The 24953-nt window shown below is 63.0% G+C and carries 21 protein-coding genes; 11 read left to right on the top strand and 10 right to left on the bottom strand.

Translation table 11 applies throughout. The features are described from left to right. Positions 1-176: 176 nt before the first annotated feature. Complete coding sequence (locus tag ACWTU7_RS14105; RefSeq protein WP_029351485.1) at positions 177-368, bottom strand: hypothetical protein; 192 nt, start codon at positions 366-368, stop codon at positions 177-179. 201 nt (positions 369-569) lie between these two features. On the opposite strand from ACWTU7_RS14105, the gene ACWTU7_RS14110 reads away from it, so the two are divergent. The 3 genes from ACWTU7_RS14110 (at position 570) to ACWTU7_RS14120 (ending at position 6505) form a co-directional block, all read left to right on the top strand. Further along, positions 570-4493: a hydantoinase B/oxoprolinase family protein gene (locus ACWTU7_RS14110; RefSeq protein WP_455840295.1), complete on the top strand. Its 3924-nt coding sequence runs from the start codon at positions 570-572 to the stop codon at positions 4491-4493. A gap of 81 nt (positions 4494-4574) precedes the next feature. Further along, positions 4575-5822: a DUF3419 family protein gene (locus tag ACWTU7_RS14115; protein ID WP_455840294.1), complete on the top strand. Its 1248-nt coding sequence runs from the start codon at positions 4575-4577 to the stop codon at positions 5820-5822. Next, positions 5819-6505, top strand: coding sequence for a class I SAM-dependent methyltransferase (locus ACWTU7_RS14120; protein ID WP_455840293.1), 687 nt, complete (start codon positions 5819-5821; stop codon positions 6503-6505). The genes ACWTU7_RS14115 and ACWTU7_RS14120 overlap by 4 nt, the downstream gene beginning before the upstream one ends. Positions 6506-6508: 3 nt before the next feature. Here the strand turns inward: ACWTU7_RS14120 and ACWTU7_RS14125 are convergent, their stop codons facing one another. Next, on the bottom strand, positions 6509-7888 hold the full coding sequence (locus ACWTU7_RS14125) for a serine hydrolase domain-containing protein (protein WP_455840292.1): 1380 nt from the start codon (positions 7886-7888) through the stop codon (positions 6509-6511). A 310-nt stretch (positions 7889-8198) separates the two neighbouring features. Between ACWTU7_RS14125 and ACWTU7_RS14130 the strand changes: the two genes are divergently transcribed. Next, the gene (locus ACWTU7_RS14130; protein ID WP_455840291.1) at positions 8199-8990 is read left to right on the top strand and encodes a glycoside hydrolase family 25 protein; all 792 of its coding nucleotides are present in this window, start codon (positions 8199-8201) and stop codon (positions 8988-8990) included. A gap of 80 nt (positions 8991-9070) precedes the next feature. Next, the gene (locus tag ACWTU7_RS14135; protein ID WP_455840290.1) at positions 9071-10249 is read left to right on the top strand and encodes a lytic murein transglycosylase; all 1179 of its coding nucleotides are present in this window, start codon (positions 9071-9073) and stop codon (positions 10247-10249) included. A 6-nt stretch (positions 10250-10255) separates the two neighbouring features. Here the strand turns inward: ACWTU7_RS14135 and ACWTU7_RS14140 are convergent, their stop codons facing one another. Then, complete coding sequence (locus ACWTU7_RS14140; RefSeq protein WP_455840289.1) at positions 10256-11149, bottom strand: LysR family transcriptional regulator; 894 nt, start codon at positions 11147-11149, stop codon at positions 10256-10258. Between the two features lie 131 nt (positions 11150-11280). Between ACWTU7_RS14140 and ACWTU7_RS14145 the strand changes: the two genes are divergently transcribed. After that, positions 11281-12012: an SDR family oxidoreductase gene (locus ACWTU7_RS14145; RefSeq protein WP_455840288.1), complete on the top strand. Its 732-nt coding sequence runs from the start codon at positions 11281-11283 to the stop codon at positions 12010-12012. A 10-nt stretch (positions 12013-12022) separates the two neighbouring features. Here the strand turns inward: ACWTU7_RS14145 and ACWTU7_RS14150 are convergent, their stop codons facing one another. Beyond that, entirely contained in the window at positions 12023-13243 is a 1221-nt protein-coding gene (locus tag ACWTU7_RS14150) for an alanine racemase (protein WP_455840287.1), read from the bottom strand. Between the two features lie 216 nt (positions 13244-13459). Here ACWTU7_RS14150 and ACWTU7_RS14155 point away from each other — a divergent pair, with 216 nt between their 5' ends. Next, positions 13460-14362, top strand: coding sequence for a DMT family transporter (locus ACWTU7_RS14155; RefSeq protein WP_455840286.1), 903 nt, complete (start codon positions 13460-13462; stop codon positions 14360-14362). 487 nt (positions 14363-14849) lie between these two features. Here ACWTU7_RS14155 and metF read toward each other — a convergent pair whose 3' ends face one another. Then, positions 14850-15767 (bottom strand): methylenetetrahydrofolate reductase [NAD(P)H], encoded by a 918-nt coding sequence (gene metF, locus ACWTU7_RS14160; RefSeq protein WP_455841316.1) that lies wholly within the window; start codon positions 15765-15767, stop codon positions 14850-14852. Further along, on the bottom strand, positions 15767-16789 hold the full coding sequence (locus tag ACWTU7_RS14165; RefSeq protein WP_455841315.1) for an ArsR/SmtB family transcription factor: 1023 nt from the start codon (positions 16787-16789) through the stop codon (positions 15767-15769). Before ACWTU7_RS14165 ends, metF begins: the two co-directional genes overlap by 1 nt. Before the next feature lie 142 nt (positions 16790-16931). Here ACWTU7_RS14165 and tsaA point away from each other — a divergent pair, with 142 nt between their 5' ends. The 3 genes from tsaA to ACWTU7_RS14180 all read left to right on the top strand — a co-directional run bounded on the left by tsaA (position 16932) and on the right by ACWTU7_RS14180 (position 18823). Next, positions 16932-17453, top strand: coding sequence for a tRNA (N6-threonylcarbamoyladenosine(37)-N6)-methyltransferase TrmO (gene tsaA / locus ACWTU7_RS14170; RefSeq protein ID WP_455841317.1), 522 nt, complete (start codon positions 16932-16934; stop codon positions 17451-17453). After that, positions 17450-17761: a DUF2293 domain-containing protein gene (locus ACWTU7_RS14175; protein WP_455841314.1), complete on the top strand. Its 312-nt coding sequence runs from the start codon at positions 17450-17452 to the stop codon at positions 17759-17761. The genes tsaA and ACWTU7_RS14175 overlap by 4 nt, the downstream gene beginning before the upstream one ends. Positions 17762-17863: 102 nt before the next feature. Beyond that, complete coding sequence (locus ACWTU7_RS14180; protein ID WP_455841313.1) at positions 17864-18823, top strand: D-amino acid aminotransferase; 960 nt, start codon at positions 17864-17866, stop codon at positions 18821-18823. 11 nt (positions 18824-18834) lie between these two features. On the opposite strand, the gene ACWTU7_RS14185 is transcribed toward ACWTU7_RS14180, so the two are convergent. From ACWTU7_RS14185 to ettA, 4 genes are all read right to left on the bottom strand, one after another. After that, positions 18835-19452, bottom strand: coding sequence for an MOSC domain-containing protein (locus ACWTU7_RS14185; protein WP_455841312.1), 618 nt, complete (start codon positions 19450-19452; stop codon positions 18835-18837). Positions 19453-19598: 146 nt separating this feature from the next. Then, the gene (locus ACWTU7_RS14190) at positions 19599-20720 is read right to left on the bottom strand and encodes a beta-ketoacyl-ACP synthase III (protein WP_455841311.1); all 1122 of its coding nucleotides are present in this window, start codon (positions 20718-20720) and stop codon (positions 19599-19601) included. Between the two features lie 209 nt (positions 20721-20929). Then, positions 20930-21700, bottom strand: a complete 771-nt coding sequence (tam, locus tag ACWTU7_RS14195; protein ID WP_455841310.1) for a trans-aconitate 2-methyltransferase — start codon at positions 21698-21700, stop codon at positions 20930-20932. A 48-nt stretch (positions 21701-21748) separates the two neighbouring features. After that, positions 21749-23398, bottom strand: coding sequence for an energy-dependent translational throttle protein EttA (gene ettA, locus ACWTU7_RS14200; protein ID WP_287093410.1), 1650 nt, complete (start codon positions 23396-23398; stop codon positions 21749-21751). A gap of 259 nt (positions 23399-23657) precedes the next feature. On the opposite strand from ettA, the gene ACWTU7_RS14205 reads away from it, so the two are divergent. After that, positions 23658-24953, top strand: coding sequence for a diguanylate cyclase (locus ACWTU7_RS14205; protein ID WP_455841309.1), 1296 nt, complete (start codon positions 23658-23660; stop codon positions 24951-24953).

Below are 24953 nucleotides of genomic sequence, written 5' to 3' on the forward strand. Positions count from 1 at the left end.
GCGGCAGCAGCGGCCACAGCGAGCGAAACTGCCAGCCTTCGTCGCCTTGCCATTCGGCCCCTTCTGCTGGGCGAAAAAGTAACGGGCGAAACTGCGCTTGCGGCGGCGGCCGCGAGGAGCGTGTCCTGAAGTCAGAAGGCCGGCATAATGCCGGCCTTCTGTTCATCACCTGAGAACTACTGCGCCGGCGCAGCCGGAGCCGGCTCGGCCGGCTTCGTCGCGTCAGGAGCTGGCTGCATCGGCTGTTCGTTCGCCGGCGGATTGGTGCTCTGCGTGGTTGTGGCGTCCCCGCCCGTGCCGCTGTCGCTGCAAGCCGCAACGCCAAGCAGGGCAAGCGCCGAAACCGACGCAAGAATGAGTTTCTTCATGACATCTCTCCTCTAATCACGCCCCCCGCTACCGGGTGACGAGCGAGGACAGAATGCATCAGGCGCTTATGAGTTTCATAACGTTGCGTTTCCGCATGTAACATCATCTGCTTTTGCCGTTGCCGGCGAAGCCCTGGCGAACTAACACCAAGCCATGGCGAATTAACATATTGAATCAATAAAATGCCTGGGAGAGCTACCGTGACCGCCAAATGGGATTTCTGGATTGACCGCGGCGGCACCTTTACCGATGTCATCGGCCGTGATCCGGAAGGCGGGCTGCACCCGCGCAAGCTGCTTTCCGAAAATCCTGAAGCCTATACCGACGCCGCCATCCAGGGCATTCGCGATCTGCTCGAATTAAAATCCGGCGCGCCGATCCCGTCCGGCCTGATCGGCGACATCAAGATGGGCACTACCGTTGCCACCAACGCGCTTCTGGAGCGCAAGGGCGACCGCGTGCTGCTGCTCATCACCAGGGGATTTCGCGACGCGCTGAGGATCGCCTATCAGGCGCGGCCCGACATCTTCGCCAAGGAGATCATTCTTCCCGAACAACTCTACGAGCGCGTCATCGAGGTCGACGAGCGCGTGCGCGCCGACGGCTGCGTCGATCGGCTGCTCGACATCGCCGCCGTGCGCCCAGCCATCGAACAGGCCAAGGCCGACGGCATCGACGCCGTGGCGATCGTCTTCATGCATGCCTGGAAATATCCCGACCACGAAAAGGCGGTTGCAAAAGTCTGCAGAAAACTGCGGTTTCGCCAAGTCTCGGTCAGCCACGAGGTCTCGCCACTCATCAAGCTGGTCGGCCGCGGCGACACCACCGTGGTCGATGCCTATCTGTCGCCGATCCTGTCGCGCTATGTGCAGAGGGTGGCGGAAGAGCTGGGCGTTTTCTCCCCCCTCGAGGGGGAGATGGCCGCGAAGCGGCCAGAGGGGGTCGCCCAAGGCAGCGCGAGGCCTCAAGGAACGTCGAGCACTGCCGCAACGACCCCACCCGGCGGCTTCGCCGCCACCCTCCCATCGAGGGGGAGGGAATCCCCCCGCCTCATGTTCATGATGTCGTCGGGCGGTCTCACCGCCGCCGATATGTTCCAGGGCAAGGACGCGTTGCTGTCCGGTCCGGCCGGCGGCGTCGTCGGCATGGTCGAGACGGCGAAACTCGCTGGTTTCGACAAGGTCATCGGCTTCGACATGGGCGGCACATCCACCGACGTCGCCCATTATGACGGCGACTATGAGCGCGCCTTCGACACCGAGGTTGCCGGCGTGCGCATCCGCGCGCCAATGATGCGCATCCATACCGTCGCCGCCGGCGGCGGCTCAATCCTGCATTACGAGGCCGGCCGCTTCCGCGCCGGGCCAGATTCTGCCGGCGCCAATCCCGGCCCGGCCGCGTACCGGCGCGGCGGCCCGCTGGCCGTCACCGACGCCAATGTCATGCTGGGCAAGCTGCAGCCTGACTTTTTCCCGGCCATTTTTGGACCCGGCCAGAACGAGCCGCTCGACGTGCAAACCGTGCGCGAAAAATTCGCAGCACTCGCCGCCGAAATCGGCGACGGCCACACGCCGGAGGCGGTGGCCGAAGGGTTCGTCACCATCGCCGTCGAAAACATGGCCAACGCGATCAAGAAGATTTCCGTGCAGCGCGGCTACGACGTCACCGAATATCTCTTGAACTGTTTTGGTGGCGCCGGCGGCCAGCACGCCTGCCTCGTTGCCGACGCACTCGGCATGGAAGCGGTGCTGATCCATCCGTTCTCGGGCCTGCTGTCGGCTTATGGCATCGGGTTGTCCTCGACTTTTTCGTCGCGCCAGCAGGCGCTGCTGAAACCCCTGGCGGAAGACTCCAAGCCGGCGATCGACGAGCTTATCGCGACATTGCGCAAAGCCGTCATCGACGAGCTCGCCGCACAAGGCATCGCCGAGGACACCGTCGCCTCGAAACCGGTGCTGCAGGTCCGCTATGACGGCACCGACACCGCACTGCCGGTGAATTTCGAGCACCGCTCGATTTCACGAGCCAAGAGCGATTTCGAAACGGCCCACAAGGCGCAGTTCGGCTTCGTCTATGACAGAAAGCCGATGATCGTCGAATCGGTCGGGGTCGAAGGCACCGACACCGGCGACGCCGGCTGCGAGGAAAGCGATTCAGTTCTTGAGGACATAACCCCAAGCCCTTCGGAGAAACGGCAAATCTTCGCCGACGGCATCTGGCGTCACGCCGGCATCTTTCGCCGCGAGGCGCTCAAGCCGGGGCACAGCGTTGCCGGTCCTGCCCTGGTCATCGAACCGAACCAGACCATCGTCGTCGAACCGGGCTGGCAAGCCGAAATCACCGCCAAGAACCATGTGCTTTTGCGCCGCGTCGAGAAAAAGCGCCGGCAGGCAGCGCTCGGCACCGAAGCCGATCCGGTCATGCTGGAGGTCTTCAACAACCTGTTCATGTCGATCGCCGAGCAGATGGGCGTGACGCTGCAGAACACCGCCTACTCCGTCAACATCAAGGAAAGGCTGGATTTCTCCTGCGCCGTCTTCGACCGCAATGGCGCGCTGGTCGCCAACGCGCCGCACATGCCGGTGCATCTCGGCTCCATGGACCGTTCGGTGGAAACTATCATCCGGCTCAACTCGGGCGACATTCACCCCGGCGACGTCTTTGCATTGAATGCGCCTTATAATGGCGGCACGCATCTGCCTGATATCACCGTGGTGACGCCGGTGTTTGAGGAAGAGCGACCAATCTCCCCCCTTGTGGGGGAGATGTCGGCGAAGCCGACAGAGGGGGGCGCTGCCCCGCCAACGCCTCCAATTGGCGAGGCGGCGTATCGCGAAGCTGAGCGCTCGACGTTGCCCCCCTCTGCCCTGCCGGGCATCTCCCCCCCTGGGGGGGAGATGGGCCAATCGCCAAAAATCCTCTTCTACGTCGCTTCACGCGGTCATCATGCCGACATCGGTGGCACCGCGCCTGGCTCGATGACGCCGCTCGCCACCACGGTCGACGAGGAAGGCGTGCTGTTCGACAATTTCCGCATCGTCGATCGCGGCCGGTTCCGCGAGAAGGAACTGGAGACGCTGCTCACCGACCACCCCTACCCGGCACGCAATCCGCATCAGAACATCGCAGACCTCAAGGCGCAGATTGCCGCTAACGAAAAGGGCGTCGCCGAACTGCGCAAGATGGTCACGCATTTCGGCCTCGACGTAGTTGAGGCCTACATGGGTCACGTCCAGGACAATGCGGCCGAAAGCGTGCGACGTGTACTGGAGCGACTGCCCGACAGTTCCGTATACGAGTATCCGACCGACACCGGCCAAGTCATCAAGGTGAAGATCTCGGTCGACCGGAAAAAGCGTGAGGCGACTGTCGACTTCACCGGTACCTCGCCGGTCATGAAGAACAATTTTAACGCCCCCGAGCCGGTCGCCCGCGCAGCCGTGCTTTATGTCTTCCGCGTCATGGTCGAGGACATGATCCCGATGAATGCCGGGTGTCTGAGACCCATCAACATCATCATTCCCGATGGCTCGATGCTGAAACCCGCCTATCCGGCGGCGGTCGTCGCCGGCAATGTCGAGACCTCCCAGCATGTCACGAATGCGCTGTTCGGCGCCATGGGCGCGATGGCCAACGCGCAAGGCACGATGAACAACCTCACCTTCGGCAACAAGCAGTACCAGTATTACGAGACGATCTGCTCCGGCTCGCCGGCAGGCAGGATGAACTCCGGCCGCGGCTTTGCCGGCACCTCCGGCGTCCACACCCACATGACCAATTCGCGCCTGACCGATCCGGAAGTGCTGGAATTGCGCTTTCCCGTCCTGCTTGAGGATTTCCACATCCGCGAAGGCTCCGGCGGCAAAGGCAAATGGAGTGCCGGCGACGGCACCAAGCGCACCATCCGTTTCCTCGAAAAGATGGAATGCGCCATCCTGTCCTCGCACCGCGATCGCCCGCCGCAAGGCCTGGATGGCGGCGGCGATGGCGAGGCCGGCTCGACCACGGTCCGCCGCAAGAATGGCCGCGTCGAAATCCTGAAGGCGTGCGACCAGACGGTGCTGGAAGCCGGTGAAGCCGTCATTGTGACGACACCGACGCCAGGCGGATTTGGCGAGGCCTGAGCTCATCTCAACAAGCTGTCACCCGCCTGTCATCCACCTGCGCTACCCGCTTGCGCCAGAGCAAACAGGAATCGCCTTGTCATGACGGATCTTTCCGGAGAACTGGTTTTTCGCCGCGGCAAGGAAGTTGGCAAAGCCGTCTACCAGAACCGCCCGCTGTCGAAGGCCGGCCTCTCCGAACGGCTCTTCGCGTTGCTGTTTTCCGGCCTCGTCTATCCGCAGATCTGGGAAGACCCCGATGTCGACATCGACGCGATGCAGCTTGGCCAGGGCCATCGCGTCGTCACTATCGCCTCGGGCGGCTGCAACATCCTCGCCTATCTCACCCGGTCGCCCGAAAGGATCGACGCCGTCGATCTCAACGCCGCCCACATCGCGCTGAACCGGATGAAGCTCGAAGCGGTGCGCCATCTGCCGTCCCAGCGTGACTTGTTCCGTTTCTTCGGCGCCGCCGAGACCCGTCACAATTCGCAAGCCTACGACCGCTTCATCGCGCCGCATCTCGACCCGGTCAGCCGCCATTATTGGGAACATCACAACTGGCTCGGCCGTCGCCGCATCGCCGTCTTCGACCGTAATTTCTACCAGACCGGGCTGCTCGGGCTGTTTATCGCCATGGGTCACCGCACCGCCAAATTCTTCGGTGTCGATCCGGCTGGCATCATGCAAGCCAAAAGCCTCGCCGACCAGCGCCGCTTCTTCGACGAGAAACTGGCGCCGGTCTTCGAAAAGCCGTTGCTGAAATGGGCCACCTCCCGAAAAGTCTCGCTGTTCGGCCTCGGCATTCCGCCGGCCCAGTACGATTCGCTGATCACCTCGGGCGACGGCACCATGGCCAGCGTCCTGAAGGCCCGGCTGGAAAAGCTCGCCTGCGATTTTCCGCTACAGAACAACTATTTCGCCTGGCAGGCTTTTGCCCGCCGCTATCCCAACCCCGGCGAGGCGGCGCTGCCCGCCTATCTCGAAAAGCGCAACTACAAGACGATCCGCGACAATGTCGACCGCGTCGCCATTCGCCATGCTAATCTGATCGAATTCCTCGCCGGCAAGGATGCCGGTTCGGTCGACCGCTTCGTCCTGCTCGACGCACAGGATTGGATGACCGACGACCAGCTCAATGCGCTGTGGGCCGAGATCACCCGGACCGCGTCGACTGATGCCCGCGTCATCTTCCGCACCGCGGCCGAACCCAGCCTGTTGCCCGGCCGAGTCTCGAATTCGCTGCTCGACCAGTGGAATTATGCGGACGAGGCGTCGCGCGAATTCTCGGCCCGCGACCGGTCGGCCATCTATGGCGGCTTCCATCTCTATGTGAAGCAGGCCGCATGAGCACGACCGAACTGCCGGCCAGACCCGCCGAACCGCCGGCTAGGCACGCCGAGCTGATGGACGGCGTCTACCGCTGGCAGCGCCACATCTACGACCTGACCCGCAAATATTACCTGCTCGGCCGCGACCGGCTGATCGCAGGGCTTGATGTGCCCGCAGGCGGCGCCGTGCTCGAACTCGGCTGCGGCACCGGCCGCAACATCGTCCTCGCCGCCCGCCGCTATCCCGACGCCCGCTTCTTCGGTCTCGATATTTCGGCCGAAATGCTGGAAACGGCCACTGCTGCCATTGCCCGCGAAGGCCTGTCCGGCCGCGTCAAGCTGGCGCGCGGTGACGCCACCGATTTCGACGCGAAAGCGCTGTTCTCTATCGAAAGTTTCGACCGCATTTTTGTCTCGTATTCGCTGTCGATGATCCCAGGTTGGCAGAAGACGGTTTGCGCGGCTCTTGCAGCCCTGTCACCTGGCGGCTCGCTGCACGTCGTCGATTTCGGCCAACAGGAGGCCCTGCCCCGCTGGTTCCGAACACTGTTGCGCGGCTGGCTGAGAAAATTCCATGTCGAGCCTCGTGAGGCCCTGCGCGCGGTTATGGCATCGGAATCCGAGCGGATCGGTGCAAGCTTTCGATTCAGAACACTGTACCGCGGCTATGCCTGGCTCGCAGTGATTGGACCGCGCAAATAGCAGCTAATGCAGCGCCTTCACCAGCGCTGCCACCATGATCTGCGGCCGATAGCCGAACTTGGCCGGCGTCAGGCCGAGCCGCACCACCACCATCTGCTCCGAGGGAATGATGGCGACCGTCTGTCCGTCATGGCCTTCCATCCAGTAGGTATCCCTTGGCAGGCCCGCAGCGATGCCGGCGCCGGGGCTCTGCTCGTCGCCCGGCGCCTCGATCCACAGCTGGCCCCTGCCGTAGACTTTCGAGGCCGGTGCGGCTTCCCGCATCCAGGCGACGAAGCCGCCAGGCAGGATCTGCTGGCCGTTCCATACACCATCCTGCAGCAGGAACTGCCCGAAGCGCGCCCAGTCGCGCGCGGTGGCGTAGAGATAGGACGAGCCGACGAAGGTGCCGTACTCGTCGGCCTCCAGCACCGCGCTCTGCATGCCCAGCGGGTCGAACAGCGCAACCCTCGGCCACGCCAGCGCCTTGTTCTTGTCGCCGATCGCATCCTGCCAGAGCCGCGACAGCATCACTGCCGTGCCGCTCGAATAGGAAAAAATTTTGCCTACCTCGCCGGTCAGCGACTTGGATCCGGCAAAGCCCGCCATATCAGGCTCGAGGTAGAGCATCCGCGTCACGTCTGTGACGTCGCCATAATCCTCGTTGAACTCCAGCCCGCTCGACATCGCCATCATGTCGGCGAGACTGATGGCGGCGCGGCCGTCCGCTTTCCAGGGTCCGAACAGGCCCTGGTTCGTCATCACCATCTTACCGTCCTTGATCACCGTGCCGACGATCGCGGCATTTACCGTCTTGGTCATCGACCAGCCAAGCAGCGGCGTCTTTTCGGCAAAGCCGTCGCCATAACGCTCGGCGATGATGCGGCCGTTCTTGACTACTACCACCGCCCGCATACCGGCGCCGGTCATTGCAGGGTCGTCGAGGATTTTCGCGATTTCGGGGTTCTGCGAGGCATCGACCCTGTCGCCCTCCGGCCAGAGTGCATCGAGCGGCGGCGCCGGTGTCAGCGCCGGCCCGGCGACTGCTTTGGCCGTGGCGATGTCGCCATCCGGAACCGAAGCACAGCCGAGCCCGTCACGAACAACCGCGACGCTTTTGCCGAACACGCCGAACAGCCCGGCCGAGACGGTGCCCTGCTCCTTGTCGACGGAGACCCTCATCAGCCGCAGCAGCGGATGGCCCGGCGCCTGCACGTCGACGGCGAGCACCTGGTCGGCATCTCGTCCGGCGATAAAGACATTCGAGCAGACGATCTTGGCCGTATAACCCGAGCCGACGCGGATCAGTTCCGGCGGCGCGATGTAAAGCCAGGCGGCGAGTGCTGCGACCGCCAGCACGGCCAGCCCGAGCAGCCATTTCACCAGCCTCAGAACAATCTGCATTTTTCCGACTCCCCCCGGACGCTCATTTATGCCATCGATTTGCCGCCATTGCTTCGGCAAAATCGCGGTTCCTGTCGAGCGCCGTCAACGGAATATCAACCATGATCGGCGATCACTGATGCGTGTCGCCCAAAAGTGCGCAGCGGTTTTGGGATAACGACACGCATAAAAAACGAAGGTTAAAGCGCGTCGAAGCGCGCGCTTTAATATGGGAGCGGTCCTGTGGGGCGATCGCTTGGGGGTACGGTCGAGGGGCCCACCTGCAGCAACAACCCATCAGCGGCCGGCTGAAACCGGTTCAGGAGTAGCGATGCGCCGTTTCGCGGCTTTCTTCATGCTGACGCTGCTGGGCGCCTGCTCGACCGTCGACGATCTTGCGCCGTCGCTGCCGAGCGCCCCGACCGTTACGGTGCGCGCACCCCGTTTTGACGACTCCGACCCCCATAAGTGGGAAAGCGGGGCGCCGTGGAGCTATGCCGTTCACGGCACCGACGTCTCGAAGTACCAGACCTCGGTCGATTGGCCGGCGGCCAGGGCCAGCGGTATTTCCTTCGTTTTCATCAAGGCGACGGAAGGCGGCGATCGCTTCGACGAGTATTTCAACGAGCATTGGAGCCGCACGAAAGCCTCAGGAATCCCCCGCGCGGCCTATCATTTCTACTATTTTTGCACACCGGCCGCCACGCAAGCGCGGTGGTTCATCAAGAACGTGCCCAAAGACCGTTCGGCGATGCCGCCGGTTCTCGACATGGAATGGAACCCGCAATCGCCGACCTGCAAGCTGCGGCCCGATGCGGCCACGGTGCGCAGCGAGATGAGCACATTCCTCGAAATCGTCGAGAAACACTATGGCAAGAAGCCGATCATTTACACCTCGATCGATTTCTTCAACGACAACGGCCTATCGGCCTTCCGTGGCTATCCCTACTGGCTGCGTTCGGTGGCCGGCCACCCGCGCAAGAGATACGGCAGTCACCCGTTCACCTTCTGGCAGTACACCGGAACCGGTATTGTGCCGGGCATCCCCGGCAAGGCCGATATCAACGTGTTCAACGGCACGGAAGCCGCCTGGAACAAGTGGCTGCGGCAGAACACCCGTTGACAGCGGGCCTGCCGCCTGCTTTTCGACACAGCCAAATGAAGGATGCTTGCAACCGCTGGTGATCTTCTTGGGGGATGGCGATGCGATTGCGCTTGGAAATTCTCGCGGCGCTGCTTCTGGCCGCTACGGCGGCGCCGGCGGTGGCACAGCAATGCGGCGGCGATTTCGAGGCATGGAAGCAGGGTGTAGCGGCGGAGGCCAGGAACGCCGGGGTCGGCACTGCCGGCCTCGAGGCGCTGGAAAAGGCCACCGCCGACAAAAAGGTGCTGGCGCGCGACCGCGCCCAGGGCGTCTTTACCCAGACCTTCATCGAGTTCTCGAACCGGATGATTTCGGCTTACCGGCTGAAGCAGGGCGCCGCCAATCTGAAAAAATACGCCGACGTCTTTGCCCGCGCCGACCAGGAATTCGGCGTCCAGCCGCCGATCATCGCCGCCTTCTGGGCGCTGGAAACCGATTTCGGCGCCGTGCAGGGCGATTTCCACACGCTGAACGCGCTGGTCACGCTCTCGCATGACTGCCGCCGCCCGCAACTCTTTCGCCCGCAGATCACGCCGCTGCTGACCCTCATCGATCGCGGCGTCGTACCGGCCGATGTCACCGGCGCCTGGGCGGGGGAAATCGGCCAGACACAGATGCTGCCGTCCGACTATCTCGGCCGCGGCGTCGACGGCGACGGCGACGGCCTGGTCGACCTGCGCAGCAGCGCGCCGGATGTGATCATGACCACGGCCAACAAGATCATGTCGCGCGGCTGGAAACGCGACCAGCCCTGGATCGAGGAAGTCCGCGTGCCCGAGGACATGCCATGGGACCAGACCGGCCGCACCAACAAGCTGCCGCTGACGCAGTGGGCTCAGTGGGGTGTCACCAACCCCAGCGGCACGCCGCTTGTCGACAACGGCCTAAAGGCAGGCCTCGCGCTGCCCATGGGCCGCAAGGGGCCGGCCTTCCTCGTCTACGACAATTTCGACGTCTACCTCGAGTGGAACCAGTCCTTCACCTATGCGCTGACCGCGGCAAATCTCGCCGCGCGGCTGGCGGGTGCGCCGCAATTCGATCCGCGCAATCCCGAACCCGGCCTCAACGGCGATCAGATGAGGGCATTGCAGACAAAGCTCGAGGCCAAAGGCTATGACGTGGGAACGGTCGACGGCATCCTGGGCACCAATACCCGCGAGGCGATCCGCAAGGAGCAGAAGCGGCTAGGCTTGCCGGTCGACGGCTGGCCGACACCGGAGCTTCTGGCGAAGCTTTAAAGCGGGTCATCGCCTGGCAAGCAGGAAATCGATGAAGGCGCGCAAGGCCGGTGGAACATGCCGAGAGCTCGTATGATATAGGTAAAAGCCCGGAAATCGGGGTGACCAGGCTTCGAGAAAACGGATGAGCTTGCCGGCTTCGATCCACGGCCGAACTTGGTAATCCAGCATGTAAGCCACGCCGACCCCATCCAGGGCCGCCCTGATCATCAGTTCCGTGTCGTTGACCGTCAAACCGCCGTTGACGGCTGTTTCCAAAGCGCGTCGGCCTCGCGCGAACTCCCATCGATAGATGTTGCCGCCACCGGGCCACTGGAAATTGATGCAGCGGTGCTGATGCAGCTCTTGCGGATGACGAGGTATGGTCCGGTTCTCGAGATAGGCTGGAGCGGCCACCGCGGCCATTTGCAAATCCTCGCTCAGCTTCACCGCCACCATATCCTTCTCCAGCCGCTCGCCGAGCCGGATTCCGGCATCGAACCGCCCCTCGACAATGTCGGTCAGCATATCGTCGATGATGACGGTCAGCGCGATATCGGGATAGGCGCGCTGAAAATCGCCGAGGATGGGAGCAATGAAACGCATGGCAGCGGTGCGTGGAACGTTGATGCGCAGCGAGCCTGCCGGCCGATCGCGTGATGCATGAGCGTCGGCGACAGCGCCTTCGAGTTCGCTGAATGCCGGAGCGAGGCGGGCAAACAGCGTTTCGCCTGCTGCGGTCGGCGACACGCTGCGGGTCGTGCGGTTGAGCAGCCGGACACCGACACGCTCTTCGAGCCCGCGGATCGTCTGGCTGAGCGCCGGCGGCGAGATCCTGAGCCTGGCCGCGGCGCGGACAAAGCTGCCCTCCTCGACGATCGCTGCAAACGCCTTGAGCTCGGAAAACTCGGTTCCTCGCATTATGTACCTTCAGCTTAACGAGTTACTTAGATAATAGCCCATTATTTGATCAATAGCATGCTCCTAGCTTTCGACAGATGGAACCGTCGCTCTATTGAAGCGGCCGCAGCACCAGTCGAAAGGAATGCTTCATGTCTCATTCGCTTGAAGGCAAAACCGCGCTCGTGACGGGCAGTTCGCGCGGCATCGGCCGCGCCATCGCCGAGGGGCTAGCTGCAAACGGGGCGACCGTCGTCGTCAACTATGTCGGTAACGAGAAAGCCGCCCAGGAGGCCGTTGCCGCCGTCCGCGAGAGTGGCGGAAAAGCTCTTGCCATTCAGGCCGATATCTCCAGCGTTTCCGAGATCCGCCGGCTGTTCGATGAGACCGAAAAGCAGATGGGGGCAATTGACATCGTTGTCGCCAATGTCGGCGTCGCCGTCATAAAGCCGCTGGTCGAGGCCACCGAAGCCGACTTCGACCACGTCTTCGGCGCCAACGCCAGAGGCACCTTCTTCACGCTTCAGGAAGCGGCGCGCCGCGTGCGCGACGGTGGCCGCATCATCGCCGTCTCCACCGGTGGAACCAAGATGTTCTTCACGCAGACGGCCCTTTATCTCGGCAGCAAAGGAGCCGTCGAGCAGTTCGTCCGCGTCCTCTCGCGCGAACTCGGGCCGCGCCGCGTCACCGTGAATGCGCTATCGCCAGGCTTTACCGACACCGACCTGCTGCCCGAGCGAGATCGCGCGATCGCCGCCGGCATGTCGCCTTTCGGCAGGATCGGAGCGCCGCGCGACGTTGCCGATGTCGCGGTTTTCCTCGCCTCCGACCAAGCCCGCTGGCTGACCGGCGAGAACATTCAGGCCGGCGGCGGAGTGGCCTGACCTACATGGCCTAATCCGCCATCGTCTCCAGGCTGGCAAACCCCTGCGGCGCGTCCCCTTCGTCGAACGGCGTCGTCACTTCGACGAAGGTGTCGGGATAGAAGCCATTGAAGCGTGTCCTCAGCGACAGCGAATAGGCGCCGATATGGCCGATCTCGATCCAGTCACCGGTATCGACCGTTTCCGGCAGCCAGAACGGCCGCGACAGGATATCGACGGAATCGCAGGTCGCGCCGCAGACCTTGAATGGCACAATGGTCTTCTCCTCGCCATTGCGCGAACGGATCGCCGGGTCTGGGATGAAGCGCGCCGGCAGTGTGATCTTGCCGGTCCATGAATCCGACAGCGACGCCCAGATGCCGTCATTGATGTAGAGCCGCTTGCCCTTGCGCAGCAGCACGCGCACGATCAGCGACAGGCAGCGCGCCACGATCACCCGGCCCGGCTCCGCCACCAGCGGCATCTGGTCGAACTGATATTCGTTCAGGTCGCCCGACAGCCGCGACATGATCTGGCCGAGCGACGGCATCTCGATCAGCTTGCGGTTGGGATCATGGCCATATTCGGCGGGAAAACCGCCGCCGACATCGAGCCCGGCAATGTCGAAGCTGACGCGGTTGCGCACCCAGTCGGCCGAGGCCAGCGCCCGCTCATAGGTGTCGGGATCCTCGATCTGGCTGCCGACATGGAAGCACAGCCCGACCTTGTAGCCCGTCCGGTTCAGCCGTTCGGCCAGCTCGACCGCATTGGCCGGTCCGGCGCCGAATTTCTTCGACAGTTCGTAGGCGGCCGATCCTTTCGTCTGGATGCGCACGAACACAGTGATCGCACCCGGATCGATATCGAGCGCCCGCACCACGCGGGTCAGCTTGGTGATCTCGTCCTCATGGTCGAGCGAGATGACCCGGATGCCATATTTCTCCAGCGCCAGCTTGATATCCGACTGTGCCTTGACCGGATGCATGTAGAGCATCTCGGCGTCGGGCGAGACCGCGCGCACGGCGGCGAATTCGCCGGGCGAGGCCACGTCGAAAGCGCCGACGCCGGCCTCAACCAGCGCCTTCAGCACGATCTGCTCGCCGTTGGTCTTGACCGCATAGGCGGTCTTGCCGGGAAACATGCCCATGAACTGCGCGGCGTCCGCCTTCAGCACCTGCGGGCGAAAGCAATAAATCGGATCGTCCGGGCGAAGCGCCAGCGCCGCTTCGCGCGCATTTTCGAATCGCTGCATGGACGAATCCCTTGACCTAGACCGCGCACAATTAATCCAACCTATGCGGGAATGAAAACAATTCTGTGTCTCGCGGCCCGAACGCCGCGGCGCTACGCCAGATGATGGGAATGCTAGCCCACCGATCTGGTTTCGGGTGGCCCTTGCCGTCGAACAGGATATGACCTGAACAGACGCCTGATTGGCTTGATTCAGAGCCATCTGGGAGGACGATCCATGGCAATGCGCGGACCTATGGCCCTGAAAGACTGGGCACAACTTCTGCTGTTAGGTGCGATCTGGGGTGGCTCGTTCTTCTTTGCCCGCATTGCGGTTGCCGAGATTCCCCCGCTGGTGCTGGTGCTGTTTCGCGTCGCCATCGCGGCGCTGGCGCTGCATCTCTATCTCGGCCAGCGCGGTCCGTCGTTCCGCCTCGCCTTGCCGCATGCCGGTCTGTTCTTCCTGCTGGCGCTCGTCAACAACGTCATTCCCTTCTCGCTGATCTTCGCCGGCCAGACCGAACTTGGCGCCGGTGTCGCCTCGGTGCTCAATTCGACGACGCCGTTCTGGACGTTAATCCTCGCCAACGCGCTGACATCAGACGAAAAACTCTCCTGGAACAAGCTTGCCGGGATCGCGCTCGGCATCGTCGGCACGGCGGTGATGATCGGTCCCGGCCTGCTTGCCGGGCTGGGCGGACCGGTCTGGGCGAAATTCGCGCTGGTCGGTGCGTCGCTGTCCTATGCGGTCGCCCTGATGATTGCCCGCCGCTTCAAGGGCGTGCCTTCATCGGTCATCGCCACGGGACAATTGACCGCCTCGACCATTATCATGATCCCGATCGTGCTGCTTAGCCACGGCACTGCCAACCTGTTTTCGGCCTCGCCGCCGGTGTGGGCAGCGGTGTTGGCGCTGGCTTTGCTGTCCACCGCCTTCGCCTACATCCTTTATTTCAACCTCGTCGCCTCGGCCGGCGCCACCAACGCCTCGCTGGTCACGCTGATCGTGCCGGCCAGTGCCATCCTGCTCGGCTTTCTGTTCCTGGGCGAACGGCTCGAATTTTTCGAGCTCGGCGGCATGGCACTAATCGCGCTCGGCCTCGTCACCATCGACGGCCGCCTGTTCGGCCGCTGGCCCTAGAGCTTCGCATCCAATTGGACGCGCAAACCACGCTCTAACTCGTTGAATCCTCGCATCGACCCGAAAATCGATTCCGATTTTCGGCGGCGGTAGCGCTGCCATAACCCATCGCTGCCCCAGCTTCGTCACATTTTATGCACAGGTCCGAAGCGGGATTTTGCCGAAGAGTTTCAATGCCTAACGGCAAAGAGCCGGTCGTAGATTCCACAATGTCGTCGCATTGCAACATATTTTCCGCTTGCCTGTGGCACAAATGACCCTAGACTCTGGCCATAGCTCTTTAAGAGGAGGCTATGACGTGGGACTCACGAGGCCAATCAACGCATTGATGATCTGTGCTGCGTTTGCATTCATCGGAGCCCTCATTATGGGCTTTCTTCCGTAGACCCGCCAAAGCAACGGAAGATCAGCACCGAATAGTCCAAGTCATTGAAAAGGCCGGGTTTTTACCCGGCCTTTTTTGCATTTCCAAAGACTCGATCGAGACTTACGCCGCAGCAGACCCCGCAGCTTCAGCCTCATGCGAGCGGATGCCGATCATGTGGCAGACGGCGAAGACCAGATCGGCCCGGTTCATCGTGTAGAAATGGAAATCACCGACGCCGCGCTCGACAAGGTCCAGCACCTGCTCGGCCGCCACCGCGGACGCCACCAGCGCATGCGTCTGCGGGTCCGTCTGCAGCCCGTCGAAGCGCTCGGCCAGCCATGCCGGCACCAGCGCGCCGCAGCGCGACGAGAAATTGGCGACCTGGGTGAAATTGTGGACCGGCAATATGCCCGGCACGATCGGGATGTAGATGCCGGCCCGCCGTGCCCGCTCGACATAGCGCTCGTAGAGATCATTGTCGAAGAAGAACTGGGTGATCGCCCGCGTCGCGCCATTGTCGACCTTGCGCTTCAGCATGTCGATGTCGGTGGCGAAATCCGGGCTCTCCGGATGCTTTTCCGGATAGGCGGAGACCGAGATGTCGAAATCGCCGACACTCTTCAGCGCCCCCACCAGTTCGGCGCCATTGGCATAGCCGTCCGGATGCGGACGATAGGCGGCGCCGACGCCCTCGGCCGGGTCGCCGCGCAAGGCGACGAAGCGGGTGACACCCATGTCGGCGAATTCCTGAATGACCTCATCGACCTCGTGACGGGCCGCATCGACGCACGTCATGTGCGCCGCCGGCGTCAGCGCCGTTTCGTTGAGGATGCGCTTGACCGTGCGTGCCGTGCGCTCGCGCGTCGAGCCGCCGGCGCCATAGGTAACGGAGACGAATTTCGGCTTGAGCGGCTGCAGCCGGGTAACTGTGTCCCACAGCCGTGCTTCCATTTCATCGCTCTTCGGTGGGAAGAACTCGAACGAAACCCGGATCTTGTCGCCAATGTCAGGGCGGCGGGAAAAGCGGAACTGGTTCATCAGGCGGTTTCCCCTATCGGATAGGCATTGGCCGGTTGTGCGTGGTTGGAAGGATCGGCGATCAGCATGCGCTGGTCACGGCCGAGCCACAGTTTTACGGTGAGCCTGGCCTCGTTGCCGCCGCGCGGCTCGAATTCCTGGCTGTCCTCGAGGTCGAGCCCAGCATCGGAAAACCACTCGGTGATCTGCCGGTCGGAAAAGCCGAGCCGCACATGCGCGTGCGCGTCGCGCAGGAATTCCAGCGCGTGCGGAGCGAAATCGACGATCACCAGCCGGCCTGCCGGGCGCAGCAGCCTTGCTGCCTCGCGGATGGCGCGGGCGGGATCGTCGAGATAGTGCAGCACCTGGTGGATTGTAACGAGATCGAAGGCATCGCGCTCGACCGGCGGCGCAAAAATGTCGCCCTGGCGGACCTGCGCATTCGAAATGCCGGCTTTGTCGAGATTGGCGCGCGCCACCGTCAGCATCTCGCGCGACATGTCGATGCCGATGCCGCGCCGGTAGAGCGGCGAAAAGATCTCGAGCAGCCGCCCGGTGCCGGTGCCGAGATCGAGCATCGACTGGAACGGCCGCCTGCCGACGAGCTTGAGCAGCGCCGCCTCCACGGCGCGGTCCGGCACATGCAGCGAGCGGATATGGTCCCAGCTTGCGGCGTTTACGGAGAAATATTCGGCGGCGCGATCCTGCCGCTTGCGCTTGACCGCCGCCAACCGCTCGAGGTCACGCTCGACCTGCGGATCGGCAGCCCGGATGCCGGAGACCAGCCTGAGCACGAAATCCCGCGCCGCATCCGAATCCGACAGCCGGAAGAAGGCCCATGAGCCCTCCTGGTAACGGCCGATCAGTCCCGCCTCCAGCAAAAGCTTCAGGTGGCGCGAGACGCGCGGCTGCGACTGGCCGAGTATTTCGGTGAGATCGGAAACAGTCAGGTCGCCGCGCGACAGCAACGCCAGGATGCGCAACCGGCTAGATTCGGCCGCCGCCTTCAATGTATCTACCATGGTGTCGAGTGCGACATGCATGCGAGCATTCTCTTTGAAAAGATATAAACATATGTTTATGTCGATTTTGATAGGCTTGCAAGCGCTATGTCGCTTCCGGACAAGAATATGACGCATGCGCGGTGGATCGCGCAAAGCCAGAAGCATGATCGGGGCGGAAACCATGTTCGAGACGCGCAGCGGCGAAAAGCTTCTGGAAAACGATCCGGCAGATATGCCGCCGGATGGCCATGTGGTCTTCATCGGTCGCATCGCCTCGCCCTGGACCGCGCGGGAAACTTGCCCCAAGAACATGAAATCCGCGCGGGAAACGGGACAGCCGGCGGTTCTCACGATCGACCAGCCCTATCGTAACGGCCTGCTCGGCCTGGAGCGCGCCAGCCACATCATCATCCTGTCCTGGCTGCACCATGCACCGCGGACCCTGATTGTCCAGAACCCCCGCCATGCGGCTGAACCGAAAGGCGTTTTTTCGCTGCGCTCCCCTGCCCGGCCGAACCCTGTCGGGTTGCATATCGCCAAGCTCGTCGCCCTCGACATCGACACGGGCCGTATCGATATCGATGCGATCGACGTGCTCGACGGCACGCCGGTCATCGACATCAAGCCTTACTTCGCGTCGACCGATGCCTTTGCGGACGCCACCATTGCCGGGCGGGACGAGCCCGGACAGGACGGGAGATGAGCGCGCCGACCGGCCGTCGCCGCGCCATCGCCAAGGCGCTGACGGCGCTATTACCGCTGGCGCCCTATGCTGACATGGAAAAGATCCGCGCCGACGCCGGCGCGGTGCATATGAAGAGCTTGCCGCCGACGATCGCCGTGTGGCTGGCGACCATCGCGCATATCCGTCATGTGCATACCGACTACGAAAAGCTCCTGGCCGAAGGCTACGACCGCGACTCGGCGCGCTTCTTCGTCATGGAACAGACCAACATCGTCCTGACCCGCTGGCGCGCCACGCGTCTGCTCGAGGATGACGATGAGGACTAACAACTTCTCTCGATGGCCCAGCGGCAAGCCCAGCCTGTGTCTTGTACTCTGCGGCTCTATCCCACCATCTGATCGGCGAAAAACGATCTGACGGAGGACGTGATGAGCAAGCCGGCCGATCGGCACACTAAACCACTGCCCTCGCTCTCCGCCCATCACATAGACCCGCACTCCTATCCGGAAGGCGTTGCCTTCCTGGACGGGCAATACCTGCCGATGTCGCAAGCCAAGATCTCGGTGCTGGATTGGGGCTTCCTGCATTCCGACGCCACCTACGACACGGTGCATGTCTGGGACGGCCGCTTCTTCCGCCTCGACCTGCATCTCGATCGCTTCTTCGGCGGGCTGGAAAAGCTGCGCATGACGATCCCGTTCGACCGCGAAGGCGTCGCCGAAATCCTCCACAATTGCGTGGCGCTGTCGGGTCATCGCGCCGCTTATGTCGAGATGCTGTGCACGCGCGGCGCCTCGCCGACCTTCAGCCGCGACCCGCGCGACGCGGTCAACCGCTTCATGGCTTTCGCCGTTCCCTTCGGCTCGGTCGCCAATGCCGAACAATTGCAGCGCGGCCTGCATGTGGCGATCAGCGACAAGGTGCGCATCCCACCGGCTTCGATCGACCCGGCGATCAAGAACTATCATTGGCTTGATCTGGTGCGAGGCCTCTACGACGCCTATGAGCGCGGCGCCGAGACCGCGCTGGTCCTCGATTTCAACGGCAATGTCGCGGAAGGCCCCGGCTTCAACGTCTTTTGCGTGGATGACGGTAAACTGTCGACCCCGGCTGTCGGCGTGCTGCCCGGCATCACCCGCCGCACCGTCTTCGATCTCTGCGCGGAGGCCGGGCTTGCCGTCACAGCGGCCGATGTCAGCGTCGCTGCGCTGCGTCAGGCCGACGAGGTCTTCATCACCTCGACTGCCGGCGGCATCATGCCGGTGACGATGATCGACGGTATTCCGGTCGCGGACGGTAAGGTCGGCGCGATTACCAGGCGCCTCACGGCGATCTATTGGCAAAAGCACGAGGACCCGGCCTGGTCCAGCTTGGTGCGCTATCCCTGACCCGAGCGTGGCTACGCGCGGTAAATCCACTGCTCGGGCACACGCACCGAAATCTCCTCGCCGGTCGTGATGCGGCCTGGTCTTTCGACCCAGGCGACGAGGCCGCGCAACCGCTTTGCCGCCTTTGGGAACAGCAAAGCGCCGCCCTCGTGGTCGGCCATTCCGGCATTTTCGGCGACCGATCGCCCGGCGATGCGGCAAGGCCCGTTCTGCGCGTCGACCTTGATGGTGACGCCGGCCTTGAAGAACAGCAGCGTGCCGGACGGCAGCATCGAGAGATGGGGCAGGCCATCGATCAAGAGATTGGCGCCGATCCACTCCGGCTTGATATCGGCGATGCCCATCCGCTGGGCGACGATCGCCAGCTCGTCCGCCGCCACGATCGAAAGCTGCCGCTCGTTGCGTATCTCGGTGCCGCGTGGATACCAGGGCTCGCGCCCGCCCGAGCGCCGCGTCGCGCCAGCGTGGAAATCGCCGTCGATGCCGTTGAAGCCGAGCCGCAATTCATCCACCGCGCGTGTCTCGAAATGATCTGATGGCGCGACGTAAAGCGCGGCCACCTGCGCGGCAAGCTTCCGCGCCGGGATGATTTCGACCGGGTTTTCGGTCTCGGGGAAGAGATGCAGCATAAGGCTTCGCTCCGTGCGTGATGCCAGGCAATTAGCCGCAGTGAGCTCACCAGGTCCAGTCTAAAGCACTGATGCTCCAATCGAGCAGACTGATGCGATTACAAACCGGCGCCCGCTAATGCTGGTGCCGTTCGCGCCAAGACAAATCAGAGCATGCGCAATAGCGCCCCGCCAATCGAATAGCCGGCGCCGAAGGCGCAGACCAGGCCATAGTCGCCGGCCTTCATGTCGGCGTGGTTCTCCGACAGGGCGACGATCGCGCCTGCGCCTGCGGTATTGCCGAGGCGCTCCAGCACCATCGGCGCACGGTCATGGCCGACCTCGTGGCCGAACGACAGCTTCAGGATCATGGCGTTCATCCGGGCATTGGCCTGATGCAGCCAGAAGCGCCGGATCGCCTGCGGCGTCAGCCCGTGCTCGGCCAGGAACTCGACGATGAACTTGTGCCCGGCGACGGTGACTTCCTTGAACACCTTGTTGCCGACCTGCTTGATCAGATTGCCTTCCAGATTGATCATATATGGATCGTCCTGGGCGGTGCGCGTGTAATAGCCGAGATTGGTGCGAATGTTGTTGGACATCTGCGTCCAGGTCCGCGTGTCGAGCACCTCAAAGCGTCCCGGCCGCTTGTCGCCCTGGGCAAGCCCCTCGACGATCATCGAGACAGAAGCATCGCCGAAGATGAAATGCGTCTGCCGGTCGCGGAAATTGAGATGGCCGGTGATGATCTCGGGCGTCGTGACCAGCACGCGCCTGTGTGCGCCGGCCCGTACCAGATTGACCGCAATGTGCAATGCCGCCGCCGCCGATGAGCAGCCAAGGCCCATATCGAAACCAGCGCCCTTCGTGCCCATCGCCTGCTGCATCTCGATGGCGATCGCCGGATAGGGCCGCTGGTGATGCGAGGCCGAGCAGATTACCAGGTCGATATCCCCAGGCTCCAGGCCGGCATGGTCGAGCGCTTTCCTGGCGGACGCGATGCCGAACTCGGCCTCCAGCGACAACGCATCGTCCGGCCGCGCCGGAATGCGCGGCGCCATGCGGGTCGGGTCGAGAATGCCTTCGCGCTCGATCACATGGCGGGTCTGCACGCCCGAAGCATGGACGATGAAGGCACTGTCCGACTTCTGCAGCAGTGTCTCGCCCGAAGCTTCGCGGCGGACATTCTCCATGTCGACCCAGGCATTGAAGCTGTCGACCAGTTCTTCATTGGTGATTGAAGGCTCGGGGATTTCAACGCCGATGCCGCTGATGATGACGCGATGCATTTTTCAGTTCGTCCCCATGCGCAGCGTTGCGGCTTGATGTGGGCGCCGCGAAGACTGGGCGCAACTGTTTTTCCTACCTGGTGGGCGTTTACACCGGCTTAAATCAAGTGCCTGAGACAAAAGACCACGACCTTGCGTGGCTGAAATGCGCATGGTGGTGAAACCGGGTCAAGCGCCGCCAGGCACTGCCTCTCGGTGTGGCTCCGTTTCTAAGCGGATCGCCGCGCAACGATGAACAGGCGCGGGAAACGCAGCAGCACCTTGCCGTTCGCCGTGTTCGGATAGGCCTCGGCTATCCTGGCTATGTAGCGCGTGAGAAAAAGCCGGCGCTCGGCCTCGTCGAGCGGATCGAGGAACGGCTTCAGCCCGGTCGACTTCAGCCACTCGACGATTGCTTCGGCACCGGCCAGCGGATGATTGTAGGCGGTGTGCCAGATGTCGAGCCGGTCAGAGCACGGCGACAAAAGATCGTAGTAGAACGACACCGGCGGCAGCGGCCCGCGCGCAGCACCCGCGAGCTTTTCGGCAAACGGCATTTCGGCCGCCGTCTCCCGCATCAGCCGGTGCGAGGGCTCGCTCATATTGTCGGGCATCTGCACGGCAAGCGCGCCGCCCGGCGCCAAAAATCCCATCAGCCGCTGGAAGATCGCCGGATGCTCCGGCAGCCACTGGAACACTGCGTTGGCGAAGATCACGTCGACAGGCTCCGCCGGCTGCCACGCCGCCGCATCGGCCAACTCGAAGGTTACATCAGGCAAGCGTGCCCTCGCCTTGTCGATCATGTCAGGCGAGGTGTCGAAACCGCTGACCTGCGCGCTCGGCCAGCGCTCGACCAGCAATTCGGTGGAATTGCCCGGCCCGCAGCCGATGTCGACCACCCGGCGCGGTGCCTCCACCGGCACCTGCGCGACGAGATCGCGCGACGGCCGCGTGCGCTCGTCCTCGAATTTGAGATATTGGGCGGCGGACCAGTCGGCCATTTCAGCTCCTCAGATCACTTGAGAATTCGCCGCCCTAAAATAAGATCCCTATCGCGTCAGCCGCTTGTACGTCATGCGGTGCGGGTTGACGGCGTCAGGGCCGAGCCGGCGGATCTTGTCCTGCTCGTAATCCTCGAAATTGCCCTCGAACCATTCGACATGGCTGTCGCCCTCGAAGGCAAGGATATGTGTCGCCAACCGGTCGAGGAACATGCGGTCGTGCGAGATGATGACGGCGCAGCCGGCGAAGTTTTCCAGCGCGTCTTCGAGTGCCGCCAGCGTTTCCGTATCGAGATCGTTGGTCGGTTCGTCGAGCAGCAGCACATTGCCACCGGTCTTCAGCATCTTGGCCAGGTGCACACGGTTGCGCTGGCCGCCGGACAAATTGCCGACCTTCTGCTGCTGATCGCCGCCACGGAAATTGAACGACGCGCAGTAGGCGCGGGTGTTGGCCTCGAACTTGCCAAGCTTCACCACCTCGGCGCCGCCCGAGATTTCTTCCCACACGGTCTTGGTTGGGTCGAGTGCGTCGCGGCTCTGATCGACGTAACCGAGCTTGACCGTCTCGCCGACGCGGATCGTGCCGGCATCCGGCTTTTCCTGGCCGGTGATCATGCGAAACAGCGTCGTCTTGCCGGCGCCGTTCGGGCCGATGACGCCGACGATGCCGCCGGGCGGCAGCTTGAATTCGAGATCATCGATCAACAGCGTGTCGCCAAAGCCCTTCGACAGGCCCTCGACCTCGATCACCACATTGCCGAGCCGCTCGCCATGCGGAATGACAATCTGCGAGTCGGTCGGGCGCCGCTTGTCGGCCGCATCCAGCAGATCCTGGAACGCCTGGATGCGCGCTTTCGACTTGGTCTGCCGGGCTTTTGGGCTGGACTGGATCCACTCGCGCTCGCGGCCGATCGCCCGCTGGCGCGCGTCGTCCTCGCGGCCTTCCTGCTTGAGCCGCTTGGCTTTGGCTTCGAGATATTTGGTGTAGTTGCCCTCATAGGGAATACCACGGCCGCGATCGAGCTCCAGGATCCAGCCGGTGACATTGTCGAGGAAGTAGCGATCGTGGGTGATGATCATCACCGCGCCCGGATAGGCGCGCAGATGCTTTTCCAGCCAGGCCGTCGTCTCGGCGTCGAGATGGTTGGTCGGCTCGTCGAGCAGCAAGAGGTCGGGCTGGCGCAGCAGGAGCTGGCATAGCGCGACGCGCCGGCGCTCGCCGCCCGACAGCTTGGTGACGTCGGCTTCCTTGGGCGGGCAGCCCAGCGCTTCCATCGCCATTTCGACCTGCTGTTCGAGATCCCACAGGTTCAGCCGGTCCATCTCGTCCTGGAGCTTGGCCGACTCGTCGGCCGTCTCGTCGGAATAGTTCATCATCAATTCGTTGTAGCGCTCGATGATCGCGGTCTTGGCGGCGACGCCTTCCATGACGTTCTCGAACACAGTCTTGCTCGGATCGAGTGCCGGCTCTTGCGCCAGGTAGCCGACGGTGGCGCCTTCGGCCAGCCACGCCTCGCCGCTCCACTCCTTGTCGATGCCGGCCATGATCTTGAGGATGGTCGACTTGCCCGCGCCGTTCGGCCCGAGGATGCCGATCTTCGCGTCCGGGTAGAAGGAGAGGTGGATGTTCTCGAGCACCTTCTTGGTGCCATAGGCCTTGTTGAGGCCGGCCATGTGATAGATGAACTGGCGTGCCACGCGCTTTCCCTGAAAAGTCGACTGTAATGTCGGATTGAATGGAAGTTGGGCGCTATGTAGGCGATGCCGCGCCGAACGGCAAACTGTTTTGGCGCCTCACGCCTGATTCGGGCCGAAGACGCTCATTGAACTGGCGCCGCTTTCGGTTCGCTGGACAGTCCGGCGAAATCTGCGGTTAACCATTCCGCGTCAGAAAGGTGTTGGATGGGGAATCGCCGGCAAGCCGCGATTTCTGCAGAGAAAGATCGGATCGACGGCGTTGCTGAACAGTTTCCTGCTCCTTGCCGAAGCGGTTCTCTACTTCGGCGTCATGGTCACGCTTTTCCGTTTCAGGCACCGCATCGGCCTCGGCGTGTTTGTCTGCGCCCTCGGCGTCATGCATTTTCTCGAAACCTACCTCGCCAGCGTCTTCTATGTCGCGCTGCCGTTCGGCATGGTTTCGCCCGGGTCCGCGGTGCTGTTTTCCGGCAAGCTGGTGATGCTGCTGCTGCTCTACATCAAGGAGGACGCGGCAACCGTCCGGCAGCCGATCTACGGCCTGCTGCTCGGCAATGCCCTGATGATCGGACTTGTGCTGGTCCTGCGCCTGCACGAGATCGCACCGCTTCCCAACGGCAGACGTCCCGACATCGGCTTCATCGACCAGATGGGCTGGCTGATGGTGTGGGGCACGACGCTGCTCTTCCTCGACGCCATCCTGATCATCCTGCTTTACGAAAAGCTCGGGCGTTATCTCCGCAAGGCGCTGTTCTCTCGCATCCTGATCTCCGTCGCTTGCGTGCTCACTTTCGACCAGGCTGGATTTTTCACCGCGCTGCACTTCGTCACCGGTGCGCCGATCGCGGTTTTCTTCGGCGGCTGGTTCGCCAAGATGGGGGCGGCGCTTGCCTACAGCATCATGCTGGTCGCTTATATCAGATGGTTCGAGGCGCGGCAGATCCCGGCGCCGCGTGGACTATCCGACATCTTCGACACGTTGACCTATCGCGAGCGCTATGAGGCGCTGGTCGAGCATGTCGGCCGCGACGGCCTTACCGGTCTGCTGCACAGAGGACGCTTCGACAGCGACGGCGAAGCCGCTGTTGCGGCCAGCCTGCGGACGGCCAAGCCGCTCAGCCTCTTGGTCATCGATGTCGACCACTTCAAATCGATCAACGACCGCTTCGGCCACGCCGAGGGCGACAGGGTGCTGAAATCCGTCGCCGCCCTGCTTGGCGAGATTGTCGGTCCAGAGGATCAGGTGTTCAGAATTGGCGGCGAGGAATTCGCCATCCTCTGCTCACGTTCGCATTCGGTCGCCAGGCTGCTTGGCGAAAGCATCAGGCACGCGGTCAAGGCATCCGCAAGCACGAGCCGGTTCGACATCACCGTCAGCGCCGGCATCTCCACTGTCAGCGAGACGACCCGCTGCCTTGCCGATGTTTTTGCGCTGGCCGATCAGCGCCTCTACAAAGCCAAATCGACCGGACGCGACCGCGTCGTCGGCGAACCGGGCGGCCACGAGGCTGACAGCCTCACCGCGTGGACCAGATCAGGACGCGGCATCGGCGCATAG

It is taken from the genome of Mesorhizobium sp. BHscii (assembly GCF_053848065.1).

What these genes read in the sequence shown, in the direction of transcription:
- ACWTU7_RS14190 (WP_455841311.1), bottom strand. Translation starts at nt 20,720, where the DNA reads ATGCATCGCGTCATCATCAGCGGCATCGGCGTTGAAATCCCCGAGCCT.
- ACWTU7_RS14135 (WP_455840290.1), top strand. Translation starts at nt 9,071, where the DNA reads ATGCGATTGCGCTTGGAAATTCTCGCGGCGCTGCTTCTGGCCGCTACG.
- ACWTU7_RS14180 (WP_455841313.1), top strand. Translation starts at nt 17,864, where the DNA reads ATGAGCAAGCCGGCCGATCGGCACACTAAACCACTGCCCTCGCTCTCC.
- ACWTU7_RS14150 (WP_455840287.1), bottom strand. Translation starts at nt 13,243, where the DNA reads ATGCAGCGATTCGAAAATGCGCGCGAAGCGGCGCTGGCGCTTCGCCCG.
- ACWTU7_RS14115 (WP_455840294.1), top strand. Translation starts at nt 4,575, where the DNA reads ATGACGGATCTTTCCGGAGAACTGGTTTTTCGCCGCGGCAAGGAAGTT.
- ACWTU7_RS14155 (WP_455840286.1), top strand. Translation starts at nt 13,460, where the DNA reads ATGGCAATGCGCGGACCTATGGCCCTGAAAGACTGGGCACAACTTCTG.
- ACWTU7_RS14185 (WP_455841312.1), bottom strand. Translation starts at nt 19,452, where the DNA reads ATGCTGCATCTCTTCCCCGAGACCGAAAACCCGGTCGAAATCATCCCG.
- tam (WP_455841310.1), bottom strand. Translation starts at nt 21,700, where the DNA reads ATGGCCGACTGGTCCGCCGCCCAATATCTCAAATTCGAGGACGAGCGC.
- ACWTU7_RS14125 (WP_455840292.1), bottom strand. Translation starts at nt 7,888, where the DNA reads ATGCAGATTGTTCTGAGGCTGGTGAAATGGCTGCTCGGGCTGGCCGTG.
- ACWTU7_RS14145 (WP_455840288.1), top strand. Translation starts at nt 11,281, where the DNA reads ATGTCTCATTCGCTTGAAGGCAAAACCGCGCTCGTGACGGGCAGTTCG.
- ACWTU7_RS14140 (WP_455840289.1), bottom strand. Translation starts at nt 11,149, where the DNA reads ATGCGAGGAACCGAGTTTTCCGAGCTCAAGGCGTTTGCAGCGATCGTC.
- ACWTU7_RS14105 (WP_029351485.1), bottom strand. Translation starts at nt 368, where the DNA reads ATGAAGAAACTCATTCTTGCGTCGGTTTCGGCGCTTGCCCTGCTTGGC.
- ACWTU7_RS14165 (WP_455841315.1), bottom strand. Translation starts at nt 16,789, where the DNA reads ATGCATGTCGCACTCGACACCATGGTAGATACATTGAAGGCGGCGGCC.
- tsaA (WP_455841317.1), top strand. Translation starts at nt 16,932, where the DNA reads ATGTTCGAGACGCGCAGCGGCGAAAAGCTTCTGGAAAACGATCCGGCA.
- ACWTU7_RS14175 (WP_455841314.1), top strand. Translation starts at nt 17,450, where the DNA reads ATGAGCGCGCCGACCGGCCGTCGCCGCGCCATCGCCAAGGCGCTGACG.
- ACWTU7_RS14130 (WP_455840291.1), top strand. Translation starts at nt 8,199, where the DNA reads ATGCGCCGTTTCGCGGCTTTCTTCATGCTGACGCTGCTGGGCGCCTGC.
- ACWTU7_RS14120 (WP_455840293.1), top strand. Translation starts at nt 5,819, where the DNA reads ATGAGCACGACCGAACTGCCGGCCAGACCCGCCGAACCGCCGGCTAGG.
- metF (WP_455841316.1), bottom strand. Translation starts at nt 15,767, where the DNA reads ATGAACCAGTTCCGCTTTTCCCGCCGCCCTGACATTGGCGACAAGATC.